Annotated in this window: 24 protein-coding genes, 1 other RNA gene and 1 pseudogene; 11 read left to right on the top strand and 15 right to left on the bottom strand. The window is 30.4% G+C overall.

The window, feature by feature from the left end; translation table 11 throughout:
* Positions 1-12: 12 nt before the first annotated feature.
* From sucD to AC28QF_RS00910, 7 genes are all read right to left on the bottom strand, one after another.
* Positions 13-888: a succinate--CoA ligase subunit alpha gene (sucD, locus tag AC28QF_RS00940; protein ID WP_218772562.1), complete on the bottom strand. Its 876-nt coding sequence runs from the start codon at positions 886-888 to the stop codon at positions 13-15.
* A gap of 65 nt (positions 889-953) precedes the next feature.
* Positions 954-1,880, bottom strand: a complete 927-nt coding sequence (locus AC28QF_RS00935) for a UDP-3-O-(3-hydroxymyristoyl)glucosamine N-acyltransferase (protein WP_488200232.1) — start codon at positions 1,878-1,880, stop codon at positions 954-956.
* Between the two features lie 38 nt (positions 1,881-1,918).
* The gene (efp, locus tag AC28QF_RS00930; RefSeq protein ID WP_315944901.1) at positions 1,919-2,485 is read right to left on the bottom strand and encodes an elongation factor P; all 567 of its coding nucleotides are present in this window, start codon (positions 2,483-2,485) and stop codon (positions 1,919-1,921) included.
* A gap of 64 nt (positions 2,486-2,549) precedes the next feature.
* The gene (gene lpxA / locus AC28QF_RS00925) at positions 2,550-3,335 is read right to left on the bottom strand and encodes an acyl-ACP--UDP-N-acetylglucosamine O-acyltransferase (protein ID WP_488200233.1); all 786 of its coding nucleotides are present in this window, start codon (positions 3,333-3,335) and stop codon (positions 2,550-2,552) included.
* A gap of 4 nt (positions 3,336-3,339) precedes the next feature.
* Entirely contained in the window at positions 3,340-4,731 is a 1,392-nt protein-coding gene (locus AC28QF_RS00920; protein ID WP_488200234.1) for a bifunctional UDP-3-O-[3-hydroxymyristoyl] N-acetylglucosamine deacetylase/3-hydroxyacyl-ACP dehydratase, read from the bottom strand.
* A complete protein-coding gene (gene lpxD / locus AC28QF_RS00915; RefSeq protein ID WP_488200235.1) occupies positions 4,724-5,764 on the bottom strand; it encodes a UDP-3-O-(3-hydroxymyristoyl)glucosamine N-acyltransferase in 1,041 nt (346 codons plus the stop codon). The genes AC28QF_RS00920 and lpxD overlap by 8 nt, the downstream gene beginning before the upstream one ends.
* A gap of 56 nt (positions 5,765-5,820) precedes the next feature.
* On the bottom strand, positions 5,821-7,059 hold the full coding sequence (locus tag AC28QF_RS00910) for an HD domain-containing protein (RefSeq protein WP_488200236.1): 1,239 nt from the start codon (positions 7,057-7,059) through the stop codon (positions 5,821-5,823).
* 150 nt (positions 7,060-7,209) lie between these two features.
* Here AC28QF_RS00910 and porX point away from each other — a divergent pair, with 150 nt between their 5' ends.
* The 4 genes from porX to AC28QF_RS00890 are packed head-to-tail and all read left to right on the top strand — an operon-like array spanning position 7,210 to position 10,822.
* A complete protein-coding gene (gene porX, locus AC28QF_RS00905) occupies positions 7,210-8,757 on the top strand; it encodes a T9SS response regulator signal transducer PorX (protein WP_488200406.1) in 1,548 nt (515 codons plus the stop codon).
* Positions 8,758-8,795: 38 nt separating this feature from the next.
* The gene (gene tsaE / locus AC28QF_RS00900; RefSeq protein ID WP_488200237.1) at positions 8,796-9,209 is read left to right on the top strand and encodes a tRNA (adenosine(37)-N6)-threonylcarbamoyltransferase complex ATPase subunit type 1 TsaE; all 414 of its coding nucleotides are present in this window, start codon (positions 8,796-8,798) and stop codon (positions 9,207-9,209) included.
* 5 nt (positions 9,210-9,214) lie between these two features.
* Positions 9,215-10,411: an alanine dehydrogenase gene (locus tag AC28QF_RS00895; protein ID WP_488200238.1), complete on the top strand. Its 1,197-nt coding sequence runs from the start codon at positions 9,215-9,217 to the stop codon at positions 10,409-10,411.
* Between the two features lie 39 nt (positions 10,412-10,450).
* Positions 10,451-10,822 (top strand): DUF4258 domain-containing protein, encoded by a 372-nt coding sequence (locus tag AC28QF_RS00890; RefSeq protein ID WP_488200239.1) that lies wholly within the window; start codon positions 10,451-10,453, stop codon positions 10,820-10,822.
* Here AC28QF_RS00890 and AC28QF_RS00885 read toward each other — a convergent pair.
* Both AC28QF_RS00885 and AC28QF_RS00880 read right to left on the bottom strand, forming a co-directional pair.
* Positions 10,819-11,388, bottom strand: coding sequence for a YdeI/OmpD-associated family protein (locus AC28QF_RS00885; protein WP_488202406.1), 570 nt, complete (start codon positions 11,386-11,388; stop codon positions 10,819-10,821). The two genes, AC28QF_RS00890 and AC28QF_RS00885, sit on opposite strands and share 4 nt — an antisense overlap.
* 36 nt (positions 11,389-11,424) lie before the next feature.
* Positions 11,425-13,620 (bottom strand): RecQ family ATP-dependent DNA helicase, encoded by a 2,196-nt coding sequence (locus tag AC28QF_RS00880; RefSeq protein WP_488200240.1) that lies wholly within the window; start codon positions 13,618-13,620, stop codon positions 11,425-11,427.
* Between the two features lie 142 nt (positions 13,621-13,762).
* Between AC28QF_RS00880 and AC28QF_RS00875 the strand changes: the two genes are divergently transcribed.
* The 4 genes from AC28QF_RS00875 (at position 13,763) to lptB (ending at position 15,907) form a co-directional block, all read left to right on the top strand.
* Positions 13,763-13,948, top strand: a complete 186-nt coding sequence (locus tag AC28QF_RS00875; protein ID WP_488200241.1) for a hypothetical protein — start codon at positions 13,763-13,765, stop codon at positions 13,946-13,948.
* A 1-nt stretch (position 13,949) separates the two neighbouring features.
* Complete coding sequence (tatC, locus tag AC28QF_RS00870; RefSeq protein WP_488200242.1) at positions 13,950-14,774, top strand: twin-arginine translocase subunit TatC; 825 nt, start codon at positions 13,950-13,952, stop codon at positions 14,772-14,774.
* Complete coding sequence (locus tag AC28QF_RS00865; protein WP_488200243.1) at positions 14,749-15,096, top strand: carboxymuconolactone decarboxylase family protein; 348 nt, start codon at positions 14,749-14,751, stop codon at positions 15,094-15,096. Before tatC ends, AC28QF_RS00865 begins: the two co-directional genes overlap by 26 nt.
* A gap of 76 nt (positions 15,097-15,172) precedes the next feature.
* Complete coding sequence (lptB, locus tag AC28QF_RS00860) at positions 15,173-15,907, top strand: LPS export ABC transporter ATP-binding protein (protein ID WP_483706189.1); 735 nt, start codon at positions 15,173-15,175, stop codon at positions 15,905-15,907.
* Positions 15,908-15,973: 66 nt separating this feature from the next.
* On the opposite strand, the gene AC28QF_RS00855 is transcribed toward lptB, so the two are convergent.
* Positions 15,974-16,699 (bottom strand): CDP-alcohol phosphatidyltransferase family protein, encoded by a 726-nt coding sequence (locus AC28QF_RS00855; RefSeq protein WP_488200244.1) that lies wholly within the window; start codon positions 16,697-16,699, stop codon positions 15,974-15,976.
* A gap of 102 nt (positions 16,700-16,801) precedes the next feature.
* On the opposite strand from AC28QF_RS00855, the gene AC28QF_RS00850 reads away from it, so the two are divergent.
* Together AC28QF_RS00850 and AC28QF_RS00845 are read left to right on the top strand one after the other, a co-directional pair.
* On the top strand, positions 16,802-17,779 hold the full coding sequence (locus AC28QF_RS00850; RefSeq protein ID WP_488200245.1) for a YheT family hydrolase: 978 nt from the start codon (positions 16,802-16,804) through the stop codon (positions 17,777-17,779).
* 83 nt (positions 17,780-17,862) lie between these two features.
* A complete protein-coding gene (locus tag AC28QF_RS00845) occupies positions 17,863-19,047 on the top strand; it encodes a lipoprotein N-acyltransferase Lnb domain-containing protein (protein WP_488200246.1) in 1,185 nt (394 codons plus the stop codon).
* On the opposite strand, the gene aroQ is transcribed toward AC28QF_RS00845, so the two are convergent.
* The 4 genes and pseudogenes from aroQ to AC28QF_RS00825 form a co-directional block, all read right to left on the bottom strand.
* Positions 19,024-19,440 (bottom strand): type II 3-dehydroquinate dehydratase, encoded by a 417-nt coding sequence (gene aroQ / locus AC28QF_RS00840; protein WP_488200247.1) that lies wholly within the window; start codon positions 19,438-19,440, stop codon positions 19,024-19,026. The two genes, AC28QF_RS00845 and aroQ, sit on opposite strands and share 24 nt — an antisense overlap.
* Before the next feature lie 99 nt (positions 19,441-19,539).
* Positions 19,540-20,070: a DUF3575 domain-containing protein gene (locus AC28QF_RS00835; protein ID WP_488200248.1), complete on the bottom strand. Its 531-nt coding sequence runs from the start codon at positions 20,068-20,070 to the stop codon at positions 19,540-19,542.
* A 305-nt stretch (positions 20,071-20,375) separates the two neighbouring features.
* Positions 20,376-20,619, bottom strand: a pseudogene (locus AC28QF_RS00830) (type II 3-dehydroquinate dehydratase); the annotation flags it as partial.
* Between the two features lie 102 nt (positions 20,620-20,721).
* Complete coding sequence (locus AC28QF_RS00825; protein ID WP_488200249.1) at positions 20,722-21,291, bottom strand: outer membrane beta-barrel protein; 570 nt, start codon at positions 21,289-21,291, stop codon at positions 20,722-20,724.
* A 195-nt stretch (positions 21,292-21,486) separates the two neighbouring features.
* On the opposite strand from AC28QF_RS00825, the gene AC28QF_RS00820 reads away from it, so the two are divergent.
* Positions 21,487-22,404, top strand: coding sequence for a tyrosine recombinase (locus AC28QF_RS00820; RefSeq protein ID WP_488200250.1), 918 nt, complete (start codon positions 21,487-21,489; stop codon positions 22,402-22,404).
* Positions 22,405-22,504: 100 nt separating this feature from the next.
* Here AC28QF_RS00820 and ffs read toward each other — a convergent pair.
* Positions 22,505-22,603, bottom strand: an RNA gene (ffs, locus tag AC28QF_RS00815) — signal recognition particle sRNA small type.
* Between the last annotated feature and the right edge of the window lie 120 nt (positions 22,604-22,723).

The following is a 22,723-nucleotide window of genomic DNA, read 5'->3' as shown; positions in this document are numbered from 1 at the left end:
TTTACTGGTAAATTATTTTGACAATACTTTTGCTACCATCTCACCAATTTTAGCTGGAGATTCAACAACATGAACTCCGTTTTCTGCTAAAATTTTCATTTTTGCTTGAGCAGTATCATCATCACCACCTACAATTGCACCTGCATGCCCCATTGTTCTACCAGCTGGTGCAGTTTGCCCTGCTATAAAACCAATAACTGGCTTACGGTTACCGTCAGCTTTAATCCAACGAGCAGCTTCTGCTTCTAAGTTTCCACCGATTTCACCAATCATAACGATTGCTTCAGTTTCATCATCGTTCATTAATAACTCAACAGCTTCTTTTGTTGTAGTTCCAATAATAGGATCTCCACCAATACCAATTGCTGTAGTAATACCAAACCCTTGTTTTACAACCTGATCAGCAGCTTCATATGTTAAAGTTCCTGATTTAGAAACGATACCTACTTTACCTTTTTTGAAGATAAAACCTGGCATAATACCAACTTTAGCTTCATCTGGAGTAATAACTCCTGGACAGTTAGGACCTACTAAAGTACAATCTAACTGATCGATATAAGCTTTAACTTTTACCATATCAGCAGTAGGAATTCCTTCAGTAATACAAATAATTACTTTAATTCCTGCTTCAGCAGACTCCATAATAGCATCAGCAGCAAATGCTGGTGGTACAAAAATAATAGAAGTATCTGCTCCTACTTTTTGTACAGCTTCATCAACTGTATTAAAAACTGGTTTACCGATATGCTCTTGACCTCCTTTACCTGGTGTTACACCTCCTACGACATTTGTACCGTAATCGATCATTTGACCAGCGTGAAAAGTACCTTCACTACCTGTAAATCCTTGAACTATAATTTTTGAATCTTTATTTACTAAAACACTCATTGGTATATTTTTATTTAATTTTAAGCTTCACAAAAATAGTTTTTTGTAATCGATTTGTAAAGCTTTTATTTCTTTTTTTGTTCTCTAAGCAGATGTTTAATTCCTGCTAACTCTTTTAACTTTTCTCTTGATTCTGAAATTGGTGTACCAAAATACGATTTTCCTCCTGCTACAGATTTCGTTACACCTGTTTGTCCTAGAATAACAGCTCCTTTACCAATGGTAATTCCGCTATTGGTTCCTACTTGCCCCCAAATTGTAACTTCATCTTCAATAATAACACAACCTGCAATACCCGTTTGAGATGCTATTAAACATTTTTCACCAATAACCGTATCATGACCAACATGTACTTGATTATCAATTTTTGTACCTGCGCCAATTGTGGTATCTCCTGTTACTCCTTTATCTATAGTACAAGAAGCTCCTAAATCTACATTATCCTCTAAAACAACCCTTCCTCCTGAAATTAATTTATCAAACCCTTCGGGTCTGTTTTTATAATAAAAAGCATCAGCTCCTAAAACAGTATTTGCATGAATTGTTACATTATTACCTATAATTGTATTGCTATAAATAGTAACATTAGGATGAATTACACAATTTTTACCTATAGAAACATCATCACCAATAAAAACATTTGGCTGTATAATTGTTCCTGCTCCTATAATTGCAGTGTTAGAAATACTTTCTTTTGATGCTATAAACGGATTAAAATGTTTGGTTATTTTATTAAAATCACGAAAAGGATCATCAGAAATTAATAAAGATTTTCCTTCAGGACAAACGACTTCTTTGTTGATTAAAATAGTGGTTGCCGCCGAATTTAAGGCTTTATCATAATATTTAGGATGATCTACAAAAACAATATCACCATGTTCTACAACATGAATTTCATTAATTCCTTTAACAGGAAAATTTTTATCACCTACAAACTCAACCTTTAATAAGGTTGCTATTTGTTCTAAGGTTTGTGTTTGTTTAAATTTCATTGTAAAAAAGAAATTCCCGCAAAAAGCGGGAATTGTTATTATTCTTTAACTCTTTCTTGGTATGTTCCTTTGGTAGTTTCTACCTTTATTTTATCTCCTTCATTAATAAATAGTGGCACATTTACAATTGCTCCAGATTCCATCGTAGCTGGTTTTGTCGCGTTTGTTGCTGTATTTCCTTTAACTCCTGGCTCTGTATGCGTAACTTCTAAAATTACACTCGCAGGCATATCTACAGATAAAGGCATGTCGTCTTCAGAATTAATGATAATAGTTACCACTTCTCCTTCTTTCATTAAATCAGGTGAATCTAAAGCACTTTTCTCTAAGGTAATTTGAGTATAGTCTTCTTGATTCATAAAATGAAACGTTTCTCCTTCTTTATATAAATATTGAAATTTATGTGTTTCTACTCTAACATCATCAATTTTTCTTCCTGAAGGAAAGGTATTATCAACAACTTTACCGTTGGTTACACTTTTTAATTTTGTTCTTACAAAAGCAGGTCCTTTTCCTGGTTTAACATGTAAAAATTCAACAACTTTATAAATATCGTTGTTGTATCTCATGCATAATCCGTTTTTAATATCTGATGTTGTAGCCATTTTTTATTTATTTTTATGTTGAAATAATTATTTACTAATTTTTCAACTATTTAATTTTTTATGCTTAATTTGATTTAAAGTATCCTTTCATAATTCCACGATGCGAATCTTTTATAAACTGAATAATTTCATCACGTTCAGAAGTTGCCTCCATTTCTGCTTCAATTATATCAATCGCTTGCGAGTAATTATAATTTTGCTGGAATAATATTCTATAAATATCTTGAATTTCCCTGATTTTCTCTATCGCATATCCTCTTCTTCGTAAACCTACAGAATTAATACCTACGTATGATAATGGTTCACGAGCTGCTTTTACATATGGCGGAACATCTTTACGAACCAAAGATCCTCCGGTTACAAAAGCATGATTACCTACTGATGCAAATTGATGTACTGCAACCATACCTGCTAATACTACATTATCGCCAATAGTAACATGACCTGCTAAAGTGGTGTTATTTGAAAAAATACAATTTTCACCAACATAACAATCATGTGCAATATGGCAATATGCCATTATTAAACAATTGTCTCCAATAACAGTTTTCATTCTATCAGATGTACCTCTATTTATGGTAACACATTCTCTTATCGTTACATTGTCGCCAATTACTACGGTTGTTTCTTCTTCTGCAAATTTTAAATCTTGGGGAATAGCAGAAATTACTGCTCCCGGAAAAATTCTGCAATTTTTACCAATACGAGCTCCCTCCATAATGGTAACATTAGATCCTATCCATGTTCCTGAACCAATTTCTACATTAGAATGTATGGTTGTAAAAGGTTCTATCACTACATTTCGAGCAATTTTAGCTTGTGGATGTACGTATGCAAGTGGTTGGTTCATAAAACTATTGTTTTTTTGCTATTTGTGCCATTAATTCTGCTTCTGCTACTACTTTTCCGTTTGCATAAGCATAAGCTTGCATATGACAAATACCTCTTCTAATAGGTGTTATCAACTCACATTTAAAAGTTAAGGTATCTCCTGGTAATACTTTTTGTTTAAACTTAACATTATTCATTTTCATGAAATAAGTTAAATAATTTTCTGGATCTGGTACTGTATTTAATACTAATACACCACCACATTGAGCCATTGCTTCTACTTGTAAAACTCCTGGCATTACTGGTGCTCCTGGAAAATGACCAACAAAGAAATTTTCATTCATTGTTACATTTTTCATACCAACCACATGTTTATCTGATAACTCTAAAATTCTATCAATTAATAAAAATGGTGGTCTGTGAGGTAAAACTTCCATTATTTGATGGATATCCATTAATGGAGGAAGGTTTAAATCATATTTAGGAACGTTATTACGTTTTTCTTGCTTTATAATTTTTGCCAACTTCTTAGCAAATACTGTATTCACTAAATGACCTGGCTTGTTAGCTATAACTTTACCTCTAATACGGGTACCAACTAATGCTAAATCACCAATTACGTCTAATAATTTATGACGTGCAGCTTCGTTTGCCCAATGTAATTCTAGATTATCTAAAATTCCGTTAGACTGTATTTTAATATCTTCTTTATTAAAAGCTTTCTTTAATTTTTCAGTAGTACTTGCAGATAATTCTTTATCAACATATACAATGGCATTATTTAAATCACCTCCTTTAATAAGGTTATGCTCTAATAACATTTCTATTTCATGTAAAAAACTAAAAGTTCTTGCTGCTGAAATATGTTCTTTAAAATCTGATATTTTATCTAAAGTTGCATTTTGAGTTCCTAAAATTTTAGTTCCAAAATCAACCATTGTAGTTACTTGATACTCATCAGAAGGCATTAAGATAATTTCACTACCTGTAGCTTCATCCTTGTATGAAATAATTTCTTTTACAACATATTCTTCAATCGGTGCATCTTGTTCTACAATTACTGCTTCTTCTAATGCTTTAATAAAAAACTTTGAAGAACCATCCATAATAGGAGGCTCTGAAGCATCAATCTCAATAATTAAATTATCGATATCTAAACCTACAGCTGCTGCTAAAACATGCTCTGATGTTTGAATTTGCACACCTTTATTCTCAATATTTGTTCCTCTTTGGGTATTGGTTACAAATTCTGCTTTTGCCTGTATTATAGGTGCACCTTCTAAATCAACTCTTACAAATGCAAATCCGTGATTTATTGGAGCTGGTTTAAATACCATTGTTACTTCATTACCTGTGTGCAATCCTACACCTGATAATGTTATTTCGTTTTGTATTGTTTTTTGTTGCTTACTCATTTTTTATTTTTTGAGCATTTAACTCTTTTTCAATTTTATGTACTGTTGATGCTAGCTTTGGTAAATTTTTAAAGTAAACGTATGATTTACTATAATCTGAATATCCAAATGCTGGTGTTCCCTGAACTACATCATTATCTTTTATACTTTTTCCTATTCCTGATTGTGCTTGTATTCGTACATTGTTACCTATTGTAATATGTCCAACAATACCAACCTGACCTCCAATCATACAACTCTCACCTACTTTTGCAGATCCTGCAATACCAGTTTGCGATGCTATTACGGTATTTTTACCTATTTCTACATTATGAGCAACCTGTATTTGGTTGTCTAACTTCACTCCTTTTCTAATAATTGTAGATCCTAATGTAGCTCTATCTATTGTAGAATTTGCCCCTATATCAACATTATCTTCAATAATAACATTTCCTATTTGAGGTATCGTTGTATATTCACCGCTTTCCGTAGGTGCAAACCCAAATCCGTCAGAACCAATAACACTTCCTGAATGAATTTTACAATTAAAACCTATTTCCGTTTCTGAATAAATCTTTACTCCAGCATAAATAGTTGTATTATCTCCTATTTTTGAATTGTCTCCAATATAAGAATTCGGATAAATTTTTACATTTTTTCCTAAAACAACATTTTCTCCAATATAAGCAAAAGCACCGATGTATTCATTTTCTCCTACAGATGCAGAATCAGCTATGAAATGCGGATTTTCTCTACCTTGTTTATTGTTTTTAACTTCATTATAAAACTCTAATAATTTAGAAAATGAAGCATAAGCATCATCAACCTTAATTAAGGTTGTAGTTATTTCACTTTCTAATTCAAAGTTTTTGTTTACTATTGCGATACTTGCATTAGTAGTATATATGTATGAATTATATTTAGGATTAGATAAAAAAGTAAGAGACCCTTCTGTACCTTCTTCTATCTTTGAAAGTTTAGATACTTCTGCGTTAGAATCACCTATAATTTCTCCTTCTAATATACCCGCTATTTGTTCTGCTGTAAATTTCATTGAATGCAAAAGTAATTATTTTTGTTTAATTACTTCCAATTAGAGTTATTTAACAATTAAATTAAACTTGTTTTTTTAGGATAACACAAATAGTATTTAATAACTGGCTTAGATAAAGCCTTTAAATTTAATTGATCAGAGGCTTTTGCAATATCTTTTAACTTACCTTTTTTTGTATAAATTTTAATTGGTTTATTAGTGTTATATGCCTGATGCTTAATTTTATTTGATAAAACAAAATAATTTAAATCCTCTTTTTCTATGCTATTGTTTTCTGAAATTTTTTTATGAATTTCATTTTTATACTTTTCTGTAAATGGTTCGTCTTGAATTTCAATCTTTAAAAGATTTCTATGAATAATCATTTTTGCTAAAGAAGAAAGTACAAAATCTTCATGATGCACCCATTCTTTTATTGCCGACATAACATCATAATCATCTAACTCTGAAAATATTTTTAATGTTTTGTTTGTAAAATTATTTTCGGTAATGGGATTATATAAAAAATACTTTAAAGCACTACTTGCTGGTAATTCAACTCCTTTTGTAGCTAATTCTTTGGCTCTTTTTAATACATTTACCAATGTGTTTTCTGCAACCAAGCCTGTTTTATGTAAATAAACTTGCCAATACATTAAACGTCGAGCAATAATAAATTTCTCTACAGAATAAATTCCTTTTTGTTCTATAACTAATTCATCATTTACAACATTCATCATTGCAATTAAACGATCTGAAGAAATATTACCTTCGGTAACCCCTGTATAAAAACTATCTCTTTTTAAATAATCTAATCGATCAATATCTAATTGACTTGATATTAACTGATATAAAAATTCTCTGTGATATTTTCCTTCAAAAATTTGAATAGCCAAACTTAATTGCCCGTCAAACTCATCATTTAAAACTCTCATAAATTTTAATGAAATCTCCTCGTGTGAAACACCATTAACAATACTATGCTCTAAAGCATGAGAAAAAGCACCATGACCAATATCATGCAATAAAATAGCTACATACAAAGCGTTTGCTTCTTCATCAGAAATGGCTACATTTTTATTCCTTAATATATATACTGCTTTTTGCATTAAATGCATACAACCAATTGCATGGTGAAATCGCGTATGATTAGCTCCAGGATACACCATACTAGATAATCCCATTTGTTTCACTCTTCTTAAGCGTTGAAAATAAGGATGCTCTATAATATCAAATATTAAAGAATTTGGGATGGTAATAAACCCGTAAATAGGATCGTTAATAATCTTTAATTTGTTCGTTTTCTGACTGTTCAAAATATCTTAATATTTCAATTTTAAACAAAAGAATCATAATTTATCTACAAAACCAAATTAACAAAAGCTTTATTAACGTATTTTTAGCTTTTAGATGTACAACAAATACATTTAAGAGCGTTAATTTAGTATAAAGACATGAAAATTATGATGAGAAATATAGATATACTTTGGGTTGATGATGAAATAGATTTATTAAAACCACACATTTTGTTTTTAGAAAAGAAAAATTACGTTGTAACCACATCTACAAATGGTGCTGATGCTATAGATTTAGTTGATGAACAAAATTTTGATATTGTTTTTTTAGATGAAAACATGCCAGGAATCACTGGTTTAGAAACGCTGGCTGCCATCAAACAAAAAAACGCAAATCTTCCTGTGGTAATGATTACCAAAAGTGAAGAAGAATATATAATGGAAGAAGCTATTGGATCTAAAATAGCCGATTATTTAATAAAACCTGTAAATCCGAATCAGATATTATTAAGTTTAAAGAAAAACTTAGATCATTCTCGTTTAATCTCCGAAAAAACCACTTCTAATTATCAACAAGAATTCAGAAAAATATCGATGGATTTAGCCATGGTAAATTCTTATGAAGAATGGGCAGAGTTATATAAAAAATTAGTCCATTGGGAGTTAGAGTTAGAAAACATTAATGATACTGGAATGCTAGAGATTTTAGAATCTCAGAAGTCCGAAGCAAATTCACAGTTTTTTAAATTCATCAAAAAGAATTATCAAAATTGGCTTACTAGTGATGATAAACCTACTTTTTCGCACACATTATTTAAAGACTATGTAGTTCCTACGCTATCAAAAGAGCAAGGAGTTTTATTGGTTGTAATAGATAATCTTCGTTACGATCAATACCGTGTTTTAGAGCCTTTTATCAATAATTATTATAAAAAAGAAGCAGAACATTCTTATTATAGTATTTTACCTACTGCAACACAATATGCTCGTAATGCTATTTTTTCTGGACTGATGCCTTCGGAAATGGAAAAAAAACACCCTGATTTTTGGAGAAATGACACAGAAGAAGGTGGGAAAAATTTATTTGAACTCGATTTTTTAGATGCTCAAATAAAAAGATTAAAATTAAGCATTAAACACGAATATTATAAAATTGTATCACTTAAAAGTGGTAAAGAATTAGCCGATAACTATAACGGTACAAAGCAAAACGATTTAACAGTGGTTGTTTATAATTTTGTAGATATGTTATCGCATGCTAAAACCGAAATGGAAGTTATTAAAGAGCTTGCAGGTGATGATAAAGCATATAGATCACTTTCTGTTAGTTGGTTTAAAAACTCACCTTTATATGATATTATTCAGAAAGCACAAAAACTAGGGCAAAAACTGATTATTACTACCGATCATGGTACTATTAACGCTAAAAACCCAACAAAAGTAGTTGGGGATAAAAACATCAGTTCTAATTTGCGTTACAAAACTGGTAGAAGTTTAAGTTATGAAGATAAAGATGTGTTTGCTGTTAAGAATCCGAAAGACATATTTTTACCCAGTATTGCTATAAACAGTCCATTTATTTTTGCCAAAGAAGATTTGTTTTTTGCATACCCAAACAACTACAATCATTTTGTAAAGTACTTTAAAAACACGTATCAGCATGGTGGTATATCATTAGAAGAAGTAATTATTCCATGTGCTATTTATAGTCCTAAATAATTTTATAAACATATTATAGTTTTCTATTTTTGCTTACTATGAACAAAAATTATTCTTTAAACGAATTAACCCTAATAGCTGAAGACATTGTAAAAAATGCTCAGAACAAAGTATTGCTTTTTTATGGTGATATGGGTGTTGGTAAAACAACTTTAATAAAAGAGATTTGCAAAGTTTTGGGTGTTGAAGATGTTGCGCACTCTCCCACTTTCTCTCTGGTAAACGAGTATCAAACAAGCAATAGTGATATTGTTTATCATTTTGATTTTTATCGCATCGAACACGAAGAAGAAGCTTACGATATGGGCGTTGAAGATTATTTATATAGCAATAATTGGTGCCTAATTGAATGGCCCGAAAATGTTAAAAATTTACTACCTTTAGATGCTGTTACTGTAAAAATTAATCTTTTAGAGAACGGTCAACGTAATATTCAACTAACAAACAACTAGTTATAATGAGTTCTATTTCGCCTTTTACCAAAGAGCAATTAATGCCGCAACCCGAAATGCTTGAAATAAAAAGACAAAAAGGCGAATTATTTATCGGTTTACCTAAAGAAACACATTTTGAAGAAAAACGCATTAGTTTATCTCCCGATGCTGTTTCTGCCTTGGTTGAAAACGGCCATAGAGTTGTTGTTGAGGCTGGCGCTGGTGATGGCGCTAATTATAGCGATAAAGAATATTCTGATGCAGGTGCTAAAATAGCCTACAATACCAAAGAAGCTTTTGGGTGTACTATCGTTTTAAAAGTAGCACCACCTTCTTTAGATGAAGTTAAAATGTTAAACCCGCAAACCGTTTTAATATCAGCTTTACAACTCAAAACTCAAGATAAAAAATACTTTGAAGCTTTGGCTAGTAAACGAATTACGGCTGTTGCTTTTGATTATATAAAAGACGAACACGGAGTATATCCAATCGTAAAATCATTAAGTGAAATTGCTGGGATTGCTTCTATGCATATCGCAGCCGAATTAATGACAACATCTAACGGTGGTAACGGTTTATTATTAGGAAATATTGGTGGTGTACCACCAAGTGATGTAGTAATATTAGGTGCTGGTACTGTTGGTGAATTCGCGGCACGTTTTGCTATCGGATTAGGAGCTCGTGTAAAGGTTTTTGATAATTCTATTACCAAATTAAGAAAACTACAACACTGCGTGCAATCGCCTATATACACCTCTACCGTTCAGCCTAAAACATTAACAAAAGCTTTAATGCGGTGTGACGTTGTTATTGGGGCTATTAGAGGTAAAGATCGTTCTCCTGTAATTGTTACAGAAGGTATGATTGAACAAATGAAAGATGGTGCTGTTATTGTTGATGTTAGTATTGATCGTGGTGGATGTTTCGAAACTTCTAAAGTTACTACACATAGTAAACCTACTTTTACACAACATGGTGTGATTCATTATTGTGTACCAAACATTCCTTCGCGATATGCACGTACTGCATCAGTTTCTATTAGTAATATATTTACTCCATATTTATTAAATATTGCAGAAGAAGGCGGATTTGAAAATGCTGCTCGTTTTGATAGAAGCTTGCGTAACGGAATGTATTTTTATCACGGAATTCTAACAAATAAAACGGTAGCTGATTGGTTTGACTTGCCTTACAGAGATATTAATTTATTGATTTTATAAGCTGTTTTTTACTTACTTTTGCGATCACAAAATTTTACTATGCAATTTTTAAAACGTTTTGGTTATTATGCAATCGGATTAGGTTTCGGTTCTTTAATTGTATTATTTATTTGGAAGGGTAAAGATGTTTCTTTTGATTACGGAATGGACGCTCGTACCTTAAAAACAATTCGAATTAGAAAAAGATTATTTTCTGATACAGCAAAACAGGTTTTAAAAAATTCGGCTATTGATACTGCAACTGTATCTGCTATTTTAAAAAATGGAGATGTTGATTTCGGAAAAAGTAAATCTCGTATAAAACCTTGTCCTGAATACTTTATTACAGGAAAAGACAGTTTAAAACATATCGATTTATATATTGTTAGATGTGATTCTACCACAACTATTGATATGATAACAATAAACTAGCAGTTTTTATATTTATCATGAAGTCCCATTCCTTTTAGAATCATAGGTGTAATTTTATTTAACCTTTTATACTTCGTTGTTTCTCGTTTTGCTTCAGAAATATAATTTGCATACTCTCTTTTTTTGCTAAGTGAAAAATTAGTAAAATACTCTCTTAAAGCATCATTATCATCTAATTTCACTTGCAATTCGGTTGGAATTATTAACGGTTTAGTGTTTTTAATTGGTTTAAATTCTTTTCCGTTTTCAGAATTCTGAATAGCTTCTAATACATATCCCTTCACTAAAACTACATCAATTTGATTTAATGCATAAAACTGCCATTGACGCATCGCATGTATTTTTTCTTCTTGAGCATTTTTCAATACTTTTTTATCATCATTTAAAAACATTTCTTGAAAAAACCAAAGTCCGCAATAATTTTTAAAAGCAGATAAACCCACAATGTTTTTATTTTTGCAAACATAAACTGGTGCTCCCCATTTAATCGTTTCTTCTAATGATAATTCTAATAAAACAGAACGCAAGAGCTTTAACTCTTGCGTCCATTTATTTTTAGCGGTAATATAATCTAGTACTTTGGTATTTATTAATAGATTATTTTAATTTGCTATTTCACTTGTAAATTTAATACGCATTAAACGCAATTCATCTTCATCATAATCACCATCAAACTCATCTAATGCCTCTTGAATTTTATCTGTTTCAGATTCCATAAAATAGTCATGTATTTCTTCTTGTTGATCTTCATCTAACAAGTCTTCAACCGCATAATCTATATTTAACTTAGTTCCTGAAAACACAATTGCTTCCATTTCTTTTAATAACTCTGCCATACTTAGCCCTTTTGATTTAGAAATATCCTCTAAAGGTAATTTTCTATCTGTATTCTGAATAATAAAAAGCTTTAATCCAGAATTTACACCTATACTCTTAACGATTAAATCATCAGGACGCATAATATCATTTTCGGCTACATAAGTTGTAATAAGTGTTACAAAATCTTTACCGAATTTCTTTGATTTTCCTTCACCTACACCATGAACTTTAGATAGTTCTTCTAATGTTATTGGGTATTTTAAAGCCATATCATTTAAAGACGGATCTTGAAAAACTGCAAAAGGAGGCACTCCTAAACGCTTACCTACACTTTTACGTAAATCTTTTAACATAGCTACCAATTTAGCATCTACACCACCGACCGACTTTTGGTTTGCAATGATTATTCCTTCATCATCCGTAGCATACACATGATTTTCTGTCATCATAAAAGAGGTTGGATTTTTTATAAACTCCTTTCCTTTTTTGGTTAACTTTAAAACACCGTACTGTTCAATTTCTTTCTTAATTAAATCTACCACCAATACCTGGCGAATTAACGCCATCCAATAATGATTGTTTTTATCTTTTCCTATTCCGAAAAAAGGTTGAGCCGTAGTTTTATGTGATTTTAACAATGCATTTTGTGAACCTATTATTGTGTTTACAACTTCTTTAGGCTTGTACATCTCATTAGTGTCTCTAATTACAGACAATAATGTTTTTACTTCATCTTTTGCTTCGTGTTGTTTTTTTGGATTTTGCATATTGTCATCCAATTCAGCTCCTTCTCCAGTTACAGCATCAAACTCTTCCCCAAAATAATGTAATATATATTTACGCCTGTTCATAGACGTTTCTGCATAACCAACAACTTCTTGCAGTAATGCATGACCAACTTCCTGCTCTGCAACAGGTTTGTTTGCCATAAACTTCTCGAGTTTTTCTATGTCTTTATATGAGTAAAAAGTTAAACAATACCCTTCTCCTCCATCACGACCTGCACGACCGGTTTCTTGGTAATAACTTTCTAAACTTTTAGGAATATCATGGTGAATAACATAACGAACATCTGGTTTATCTATTCCCATTCCAAAAGCAATGGTAGCTACAATAACATCACAATCTTCCATCAAAAACATATCTTGATGTTTTGCTCGTTTTTTTGCATCTAATCCTGCATGATAAGGAAGTGCATTAATACCGTTTACTTGTAAAACTTGTGCTATTTCTTCTACTTTTTTGCGACTTAAACAGTATATAATTCCTGTTTTACCAATTCGTTGTTTTATAAAACGAATAATATCTTTTTCAATATCTTTTGTCTTTGGTCGTACTTCATAAAATAAATTAGGCCTATTAAATGATGCTTTAAACACATTTGCATCACTCATTCCTAAAGTTTTAAGAATATCTTCTTGTACTTTTTCGGTAGCTGTAGCTGTTAAACCAATAATAGGCACATTATCAATCTGTTTGATAATTGTACGTAAGTTTCGGTATTCTGGTCTAAAATCATGACCCCATTCAGAAATACAATGAGCTTCATCAATTGCAACAAAAGAGATTGTTTGGTTTCTTAAAAACTCAGCATACTCTTCTTTTACCAAAGATTCAGGCGCAACATATAAAAGTTTTGTTATTCCGTTTTCGATATCCGCCTTTACTTGTGCTACTTCCGATTTGTTTAATGAAGAGTTTAGTACATGGGCAATTCCATGTTCTTCAGAAATACCTCTAATAGCATCTACTTGATTTTTCATCAAAGCTATTAAAGGAGAAACAACTATTGCGGTTCCTTCTTTCATTAATGCTGGTAACTGGTAGCAAAGAGATTTCCCTCCACCAGTAGGCATTATTACGAATGTGTTTTCGTTGTTTAAAATACTCTTTACAACTTTTTCCTGTAGACCTTTAAATTGGTTAAAACCAAATATTTTTTTTAATGATCCATATAACTCCGACTGCTCTATATTCATCTCCTAATATCAAAAATTAAAAATGCAAACTAATTTACAAAAAAACTTTACATTAACTAAGTAAATTTTATTTTTATTAAAAAGTTTTCTTCTTAAATATTCTTATTTTTACACTCTATAAATTACTAAAAACTTTTTTAACTTGAAAGACGCAAACGCAATTCTCTCAACAGCAAAAGAAACCATACTTTTAGAAAGTAATGCTATTGCTAATTTAGCAAAATTATTAGATAGTTTGTTTGTTGATGGTGTAAATTTTATTTTCAATTTAAACAGTAATGAAGAGTATTGCTATTTGCTTGATTTAATTAAAAAAGATATAATTTAATATGGCTGTAAAAGAAATGTCTTTTTTAGACCATCTTGAAGAATTAAGATGGCATTTGGTTAGAAGTTTTGCGGCTATTTTTGTGGTAGCAATAATCGTTTTTGCTAATATAAATTTTATTTTTGATGAGTTTTTATTAGCGCATTTAAAACCAGATTTCACTACTTATCAGTTTTTTTGTAACGTATTTACAGCAATCGGTATAGATAGTAGTTTTTGCAATATTGAGTTTGCGCGCGAGTTACAAGTACTAAATCCTACAGAAGAATTAATGACAGGAATTTGGTCTTCATTAATTTTAGGTTTTATTGTTTCCTTTCCTTATATATTATGGGAATTCTGGAGGTTTATAGCACCAGGATTACATAGTAGCGAAAGAAAAAAATCAAGAGGATTTATTTTCACTTCTTCTTTCCTATTCTTTTTAGGAATACTTTTTAGTTATTACGTTATTTTACCAATGTCAATATTTTTCTTTTATAACTTTTCTATTGGAGGTTCTATTGTTAAAAATTTTAAACTAGGTGCATATATCAGTTTAATAACAAATACATTGTTAGGTGTAGCCATCTTTTTCGAACTACCTGTTGTTATCTTTTTTCTTACTAAGATAGGTTTGATAACACCCCAATTTTTGCGTAAATATCGTAAACACGCATTAGTTGTTGTTTTAGTATTATCAGCAATTATAACACCACCAGACGTTGCTAGTCAAATAATCGTTTCGGTACCAATAATGATACTGTATGAAATAAGTATTCATGTATCACAATATGTCTTAAAAAAACAAAATAAAAAGAATGTCTCAAAAAGTCCAAGAGTTTAACGACTACCGAGCTAAAATGAATGATAAAATTTTAGCTGGTGATAATAAAATTATCAAACGTATTTATAATTTAGATACGAACGCATTTAAAAAAGGTCATTTACCAACAAAAACTAAAGAATTACTTGGTTTAGTAGCATCTGCAGTTTTACGTTGCGATGATTGTATTGCATACCATTTAGAAACTGCTCATAAAAACGGAGTAACCAAAGAAGAAATGATGGAAACTATGGGTATTGCTACATTAGTTGGTGGAACCATTTTAATTCCGCATTTACGACGTGCCGTTGAATTCTGGGAATCATTAGAAGAAAATAGTTAACAAATTATTAAGCTATCAATTTATAGTTTTTCTGTATTTTAGTACAATCATTTATAAAAAAAGCAATTAATAATCAATGAAGTTAAGAGCAGATAATATACAAAAACTTTACGGCAGTAGAAAGGTTGTAAAAGGTATTTCGCTAGAAGTAGAACAAGGAGAAATCATTGGTTTATTAGGCCCAAATGGAGCTGGAAAAACAACTTCTTTTTATATGATTGTAGGAATGGTAAAACCTAATTTTGGTAATATTTATTTAGATGATCAAGAAATTACTGACGATGCAATGTACAAACGTGCTCAGAAAGGAATTGGGTATTTAGCGCAAGAAGCTTCTGTTTTTAGAAAATTATCTGTAGAAGATAACATCATGTCGGTTTTAGAATTTACAGACAGATCTAAATCAGAAAGAAAAAAACGGTTAGAAGAATTAATTGATGAATTTAGTTTAGATCATGTTCGTAAAAACCGCGGAGATTTACTTTCTGGTGGTGAACGTCGTAGAACAGAAATTGCACGTTGTTTAGCGTCTGATCCGAAGTTTATTTTATTAGATGAACCTTTTGCGGGTGTAGACCCTATTGCGGTAGAAGATATTCAGGGAATTGTAGCTAAGCTTAAAACAAAAAACATTGGTATTTTAATTACTGATCATGATGTGCAAGCTACACTAGCAATTACTGATAGAACTTACTTGATGTATAATGGAAGTATTTTAAAAGAAGGAACTCCCGAAGAACTAGCAGAAGATGAAACTGTACGTCGCGTATATCTTGGTAAAGATTTCGAACTAAAAAAGAAAAAGTTTTAATCTTAAAACTTACAAAAAAAAAGGAGCTTAAAAGCTCCTTTTTTTTGTTCTATATTTAATTATAAATTACGCTTTCTTTAAATTATTAAACATTGATAATCCTACATATACTAATATTATTAAAGGTACTGCTACAAACTTAATAACTATTAAAAATATGATAGACAGTGCTATAAAGATATATTTTAATGCATTTTCTTTAAATCCGAAAGTTTTAAATTTTAAGGCAAACAACGGAATTTCAGCATTCATTAAAAAAGTTAATAATACTGTTACTGCTATCAGGAAGTATTGATTCGTTATTAAATCAATAAAAAAAGATTGATTAGAGAACTCAACTATTAACGGCAAAGAAATCACTAATAATGTCATTGCAGGTGTTGGTAAACCTATAAAGGAATCTGACTGTCTTGTATCAATATTAAAGTTAGCCAATCTATAACATGCTCCTAAAGTTAATAACAAACCTATATATGGCAAATTACTACCATTGCCATCTGTTGCAAAGTAACTTACTTCATTAACTCCTAAGCTATTAATTAAAAGTTGCAACATTACAATACCTGGCACTACTCCACTTGTTACCATATCAGCCAAACTATCTAATTGCTTACCTAATTCTCCTTGTACATTTAACATTCTGGCTACAAAACCATCAAAAAAATCAAATACAATTCCTGCTGTTACCAAAACAGCGGTTCCTACAAAATCGCCTTTAAGAGCAAAGATAATGGCAATCGTACCGCATAATAAATTCCCTAATGTTAATAAGTTCGGAATATGTTTTTTCATCGATTTTTAATATTTAAAGCGAAAATAAGAAATCATTTTATCAGTTTTACATTTTACTATTTTTTTATCATATTTGTAAACACTTGCTATAAAACGAAAACCATGCCTATTCTTACTACTGATTTTAATCCGACTTTTCCTTTTAAAAGTGCACATTTTAACACAATGTATCGTCCTTTGTTTATGAAGGATACAATTAAGTACCAACGAAAAAGACTTACCACTTGGGATGCCGATTTTATAGATTTAGATTTTTCTTGTATCGGTTCTAAAACATTGGTACTATTAATTCATGGTTTAGAAGGAAGTGCGCAATCTAATTATATGATTACAACTGCCAATCAATTAAACAAAACTGGTTTTGATACTGTTTGCATGAACCTACGCAGTTGTAGCGGAGAGGATAATCTTATACTACAAACCTATCATAGCGGAAAAACAGATGATGTAGATTTTATTATTAAACACCTTACTGCCAATTATAATTATGAAAATATAATTATTGTAGGTTTTAGTCTTGGTGGAAATTTAACTTTAAAATATTTAGGAGAATATGATGATATTCCTACGGAAGTTAAAGGCGGAATTGCGGTTTCTGTTCCTATTGATTTAACAAGTTCACAAGCAGAATTATTAAAGTTAAAAAACAAAATTTATTTAAACGAATTTATAAAATCTATAAAACTTAAAATGCTTGAAAAAGCAGAAAAGTTTCCCGAATTTAATTTAAATAAAGATTTATTATTTAAAGCAACAAAGTTTCGTCATTTAGAAAAACAATACACAGTGCCTGTTTTCGGGTTTAAAAGCTCTGAAGATTACTGGATAAAAGCAAGTGCCAAACCATATATAACCAAGATAAAAGTACCTTCTTTATTAATAAACTCATTAGATGACAGTTTTTTATCTAAAGAATGTTATCCTTTTGATGAAGCTAAAAACTCTACTATTTTTCATTTATTAACTCCAAATTACGGTGGCCACGTAGGTTTTATAAGTTCGTTTAATGATACGGATAGTAGATGGATAGAAAACAATATTGTTAAATTTATACAAGAAAACTTAGGCATTACTTCTTAAAGATAATAGCTTTAATTAATAGTGTTTCTTTAATCTTTATTAAGATATTTGTATTATTAATAATTACTTTTCAGCTTTAAGTTATGATAAAAAAAATCACTTCAATTCTTCTATTATTATTTTGTACGAATGCTATTTTCTCGCAAATAGTTGCCACAAAGAGCTTGTCTGAATTTTCGCACATTAGTATCATCACATCTGGCCCTGGAGATGTTTTATATGAAAAGTTTGGTCATACCGCAATACGAGTTAAAGATCCTGCTACACAACTAGATTTAATATATAATTACGGAATTTTTGACTTTGATAATCCTACTTTTTATGTTGATTTCACAAAAGGATATATGAAGTACAAATTGGTTAAATATCCGTTTTATGTAGCTTTAAAAAGTAGTCAACAAGATAAACGTTGGGTTAAAGAACAAGTTTTAAACTTAACTCAAAATCAGAAGAATGATTTTTTTAGCATTCTAGAAACAAATGCACTTCCTAAAAATGCAGGTTATTTATACGATCCTTATTTTGATAATTGCGCTACCAAACCTCGTGATATTATAAAAGAAGTTTTGGGTGATAATTTAATTTTTAAGGATGATTTTGTTGCTGAAATTTTATCTTTAAGACAATTAATGAATAAAGAAATTCATCAAAACACTTGGGGAAGCTTAGGTATTAATGTTGCTTTAGGAAGCAGATTAGATAAGATTGCTACTGCAAGCGAATATTTGTATTTACCTGATTATGTTTTTGAAGCTTTAAATTATGCTAAGGTTTTAAAAGAAGGTAAAGAAGATAATTTAGTCTTAAAAACAACCATTTTATTAGATTTTGAAGAAAAAGAATCAAAAAGTGATGTTGTTAGTCCGTTTTTAATAATTTTATTACTTTCTTTAATTGGCTTATTTATCACCTATAAAGATTATAAAAATAATAAAAGAACTAAGTGGCTAGATTTTTCTTTGTTTTTTACAACAGGAATCATAGGATTATTAATTGTGTATTTATGGTTTTTCACCAACCACACTACCGCTCCCAATAACTTTAATTTTTTATGGGCTTTTTTTCCAAACTTACTTATTGCTTTCTTTTTGTTAAAGAAAAACACTCCAAAATGGATTGCCAAGTATTGTTTAGCACTACTCGCTTTTTTAGGAATAGCAACTATTATTTGGATTACTAAAACTCAGTTGTTCTCTATTACTATAATTCCGTTATTAATTTTATTAGTAGTGAGGTATTGGTTTTTACAAAAAACTCTGAATCGCTAATTCATAACTCTGTAAACCAAAACCTGTAATAACTCCTTTTGCATTGGGAGCAATATAACTTACATGGCGAAAATCTTCGCGCGCATGTACGTTGGAGATATGTACTTCTATAACCGGAGTTTCAATACCTTTTATAGCATCAGCAATACCAACAGATGTATGTGTATAAGCGGCTGCATTTAAAATAACACCATCATAACTAAAACCTACCTCATGTAGTTTATTAATAATTTCACCTTCTATGTTAGATTGAAAATAAGCTAATTCAACTGATTTATAGTTTTTTTGCAACTCTTTAAAAAAATCTTCAAAAGAATTTGAACCATAAATTTCAGGTTCACGTTTACCTAATAAGTTTAAGTTTGGTCCGTTTATAATAATTACTTTTTTCATGTTTCAAATTTATGAAATAAAAAATAGGCTACTTAAATTTTAAGCATAAAAAAAAGGAAGCTTTTGCTTCCCTTTTCTCATTTCTTATATTTTTAAAATCTACCAAGCGTACCCTAATGATAAACCTAATTTTGGTAAAAATCCTTCAATACTTGTTGAAGAAATATTTCCACTTGTAGAAACAGATACATATTGAGCACCTAAATTTAAATCTAACGCAAAACCTGAATCAGACCCACCAAATATCCATTGATATCCAGCTACAGCTCCACCACCAAAGAAAGAAAAGTCTCCTTTTTCTCCTTCTGAATCTAAAGACGTATTAGAATAACTTACTACAGGTGCAGCATACCATCCTCTTGGAGCTTCATCTCCAAAAAAGAATTTATACTTTCCTTCTACACCAAAACCAGTTGCCTTAGCATCTGATTGACCTCCTGATGTATTTACTTTTAAACTTGAGTACCCTACAGCTAATTCAACAGAACTAGATTCCGATACAACTCTTTCATAACCAACCTCAAAAGAACCAAGAACCAAAGCTAAAGGATTTACTTTAATAACATTTTCCTGTGCGTTTGCAGTAAAACTCGCAGCAATGATAGTAATTACTAGTAATAATTTTTTCATAATTTATATATTAATTTTTCAGGGACAAAAATAAACTTATTTCTTTTTTAAACAACTATTTTAAAAAAAAGTACTATTATATTTCTATAATAGTACTTTATATATTTACTTTAGATCGTAATTTCTTATAAAGAAAAAGAATAAGTTCCTCCTTAACCGATAGCCGCAGGAGTAGTGTTCTCAAGAGAAACAGCTGAATAATCAACATGAATTGTGATTTTCTCTGTTGCCTTATATCCTACTAAGGCTCTATAATAAAAACCATCTTGAGTAAAATCAGAAGGTCTAACTCCAATTCCATAACCTAAACCAAAACCAGTAATAACTCCTTTTGCAGTGGGAGCAATATAACTTACATGACGAAAATCTTCGCGAGAATACACGTTATAAATATGTAATTATAGTTGCAATACTTTTTACAGCATCAGCAACACCAACAGATGTATACTTTTTTTGCAACTCTTAAAAAAAGTATTCAAAAGAATTTGAACCATAAATTTCAGGTTCACATTTATCTAACAAATTTAATTTTGTTCCGTTTATAATAATTAGTTTTTATGTTTTAAATTTATAAAAAAAATAGGATACTTAAAATTTAAGCATAAAAAAAGGAAGCATTTTGCTTCCCTTTTTTTATGCTTATTCTACTAATTAAAACTTGTAAGTTAATCCAAATTGGATAGCAGATAAATTTAAGTTTAAACCAAAAGAGTTAACAGATTCAGCTCCATCAACATCTACTTTAGAACTAGCATAAGATAAAGCTCCAACTGAAGCTCTTAATGCGATAGATTCAGAAACGAAATAGTTAATTCCTGGTGCAATAGCAATACCAAAAGTATTACGATCTGCTTGTTCAACACCTGCAACTTCGCTTCCTTCAGAAACATAAGATAATCCAGCTCCTAAAATGAAAGAAAAATCATTTTCAGGTGTGAAAAAATAATTAGCTCCTAAGTTTACTCCAAAAGCATTTGTTTCTGTTGCACCAGTATCAGAACCACCAATAGTTAACCCTAATTCTAAAGCAATGTTATCACTTACAAAGTAACCAACAGAAGGAGAAAAAGTATATGCATCAGCTTCATCAACTGTGTTATACCCAACTGTACCAGAGATATATAAATCTTGTTTAGCAAAACCTCCTTTTGCTTTTTCTTCTTGTGCGTTAGCTGTAAATCCTGCAGCTACCATTGCAATAACTAGTAATACTTTTTTCATAATTAAAATTTTTAGTGTTTATTAATTTGTCCGGCAAAAATATCTCTTTTTTTGACACAGGCAAACATTTTTTTTTAAAAAAAACTCAATTTATCTAGTTTAGCATACTAACTATATAGTTTTTAAATGCTTATTTTTAATTTTTTGTTTACTAATTTTACAGTAAAACACAATAACTCATCAAGAAAAAATTTAATGAACTGGCAGCAAGCAACATCTGATTACACCAACTATTTAAAAATAGAAAGAGGACTTTCTAAAAACTCTATTGATAGTTATAATAGAGATGTAAAAAAACTAGTTTCGTTTCTTGATGTGCATAAAAATAAAAGTTTACCTATATATATAACCTCGGAGATTATTCAGGAGTTTATATACGACACTAGTAAAAGTATCAATCCGAAAAGTCAGGCGCGTTTAATTTCTGGTTTGCGAAGTTTCTTTGATTATTTAATTTTTGAAGAGTATCGCCAAGACAACCCTACCGATTTAATTGAGAGTCCGAATATTACACGTAAACTTCCTGATACTCTAGAAAAAGAAGAAGTTGATAACTTAATTGCTGCGATCGATTTAAGTCATCCGCAGGGCGAAAGAAACAAAACAATTATAGAAACCATTTTTAGTTGTGGTTTACGTGTAAGCGAATTAATCAACTTACAATTATCTGATTTATTTTTTGATGACGGCTATATCCGCATTTTAGGAAAAGGAAATAAATTCCGTTTTGTCCCTATACATCATACTACTATAAAACGTTTAAATTTTTATATACATGATATCCGTTCTAAAATTAATCCGAAAAAAGAAGAAGAGGATATTGTTTTTTTAAATAGACGAGGTAAACGATTAACCCGACAAATGATTTTTATTATTCTAAAAGAATTGGCTGTTAAAACCAATCTTAAAAAAAGTATTGGTCCGCATACTTTACGTCACTCTTTTGCCACCTACTTATTAAAAAACGGTGCCGACTTACGAGTTATACAACAACTATTAGGGCATGAAAGTATTACCACTACCGAAATTTACGTGCATTTAGATACTAGTTATTTAAAAGAAGTAGTAGAATTACATCACCCAAGAAGTGATATTAATATAAATGATAACTAAAACAAAGAGAAACGTTTTTTGCAGTTAGATAATACACTGAAAAAAGCAGGAATGCCTAAAAATAATTATGCCCTTTATTTAAAAAAATAAAGGGCATAAAAAAAGGCAAGCTACCTACATCACACTGCTACAACCTAATACCCTTGCTGCGTTCCCGCCCTGGGGGATTCAAAGGGAGCTAGTTGTGTAGGACTTGCCTCTGCAAATCTACAGCCTTTTTTGATAAAAACAATGAAAAAAAAACGCTTTTTTTTGTAACATTTTTAACTCTTTGAATACTAATACATTGTTGAGAATCTTTTTTTTAAAGAACTCGATT

Source organism: Tenacibaculum sp. M1.3A, from assembly GCF_057732375.1.
This window is presented reverse-complemented; position numbering and strand designations above follow the sequence as displayed.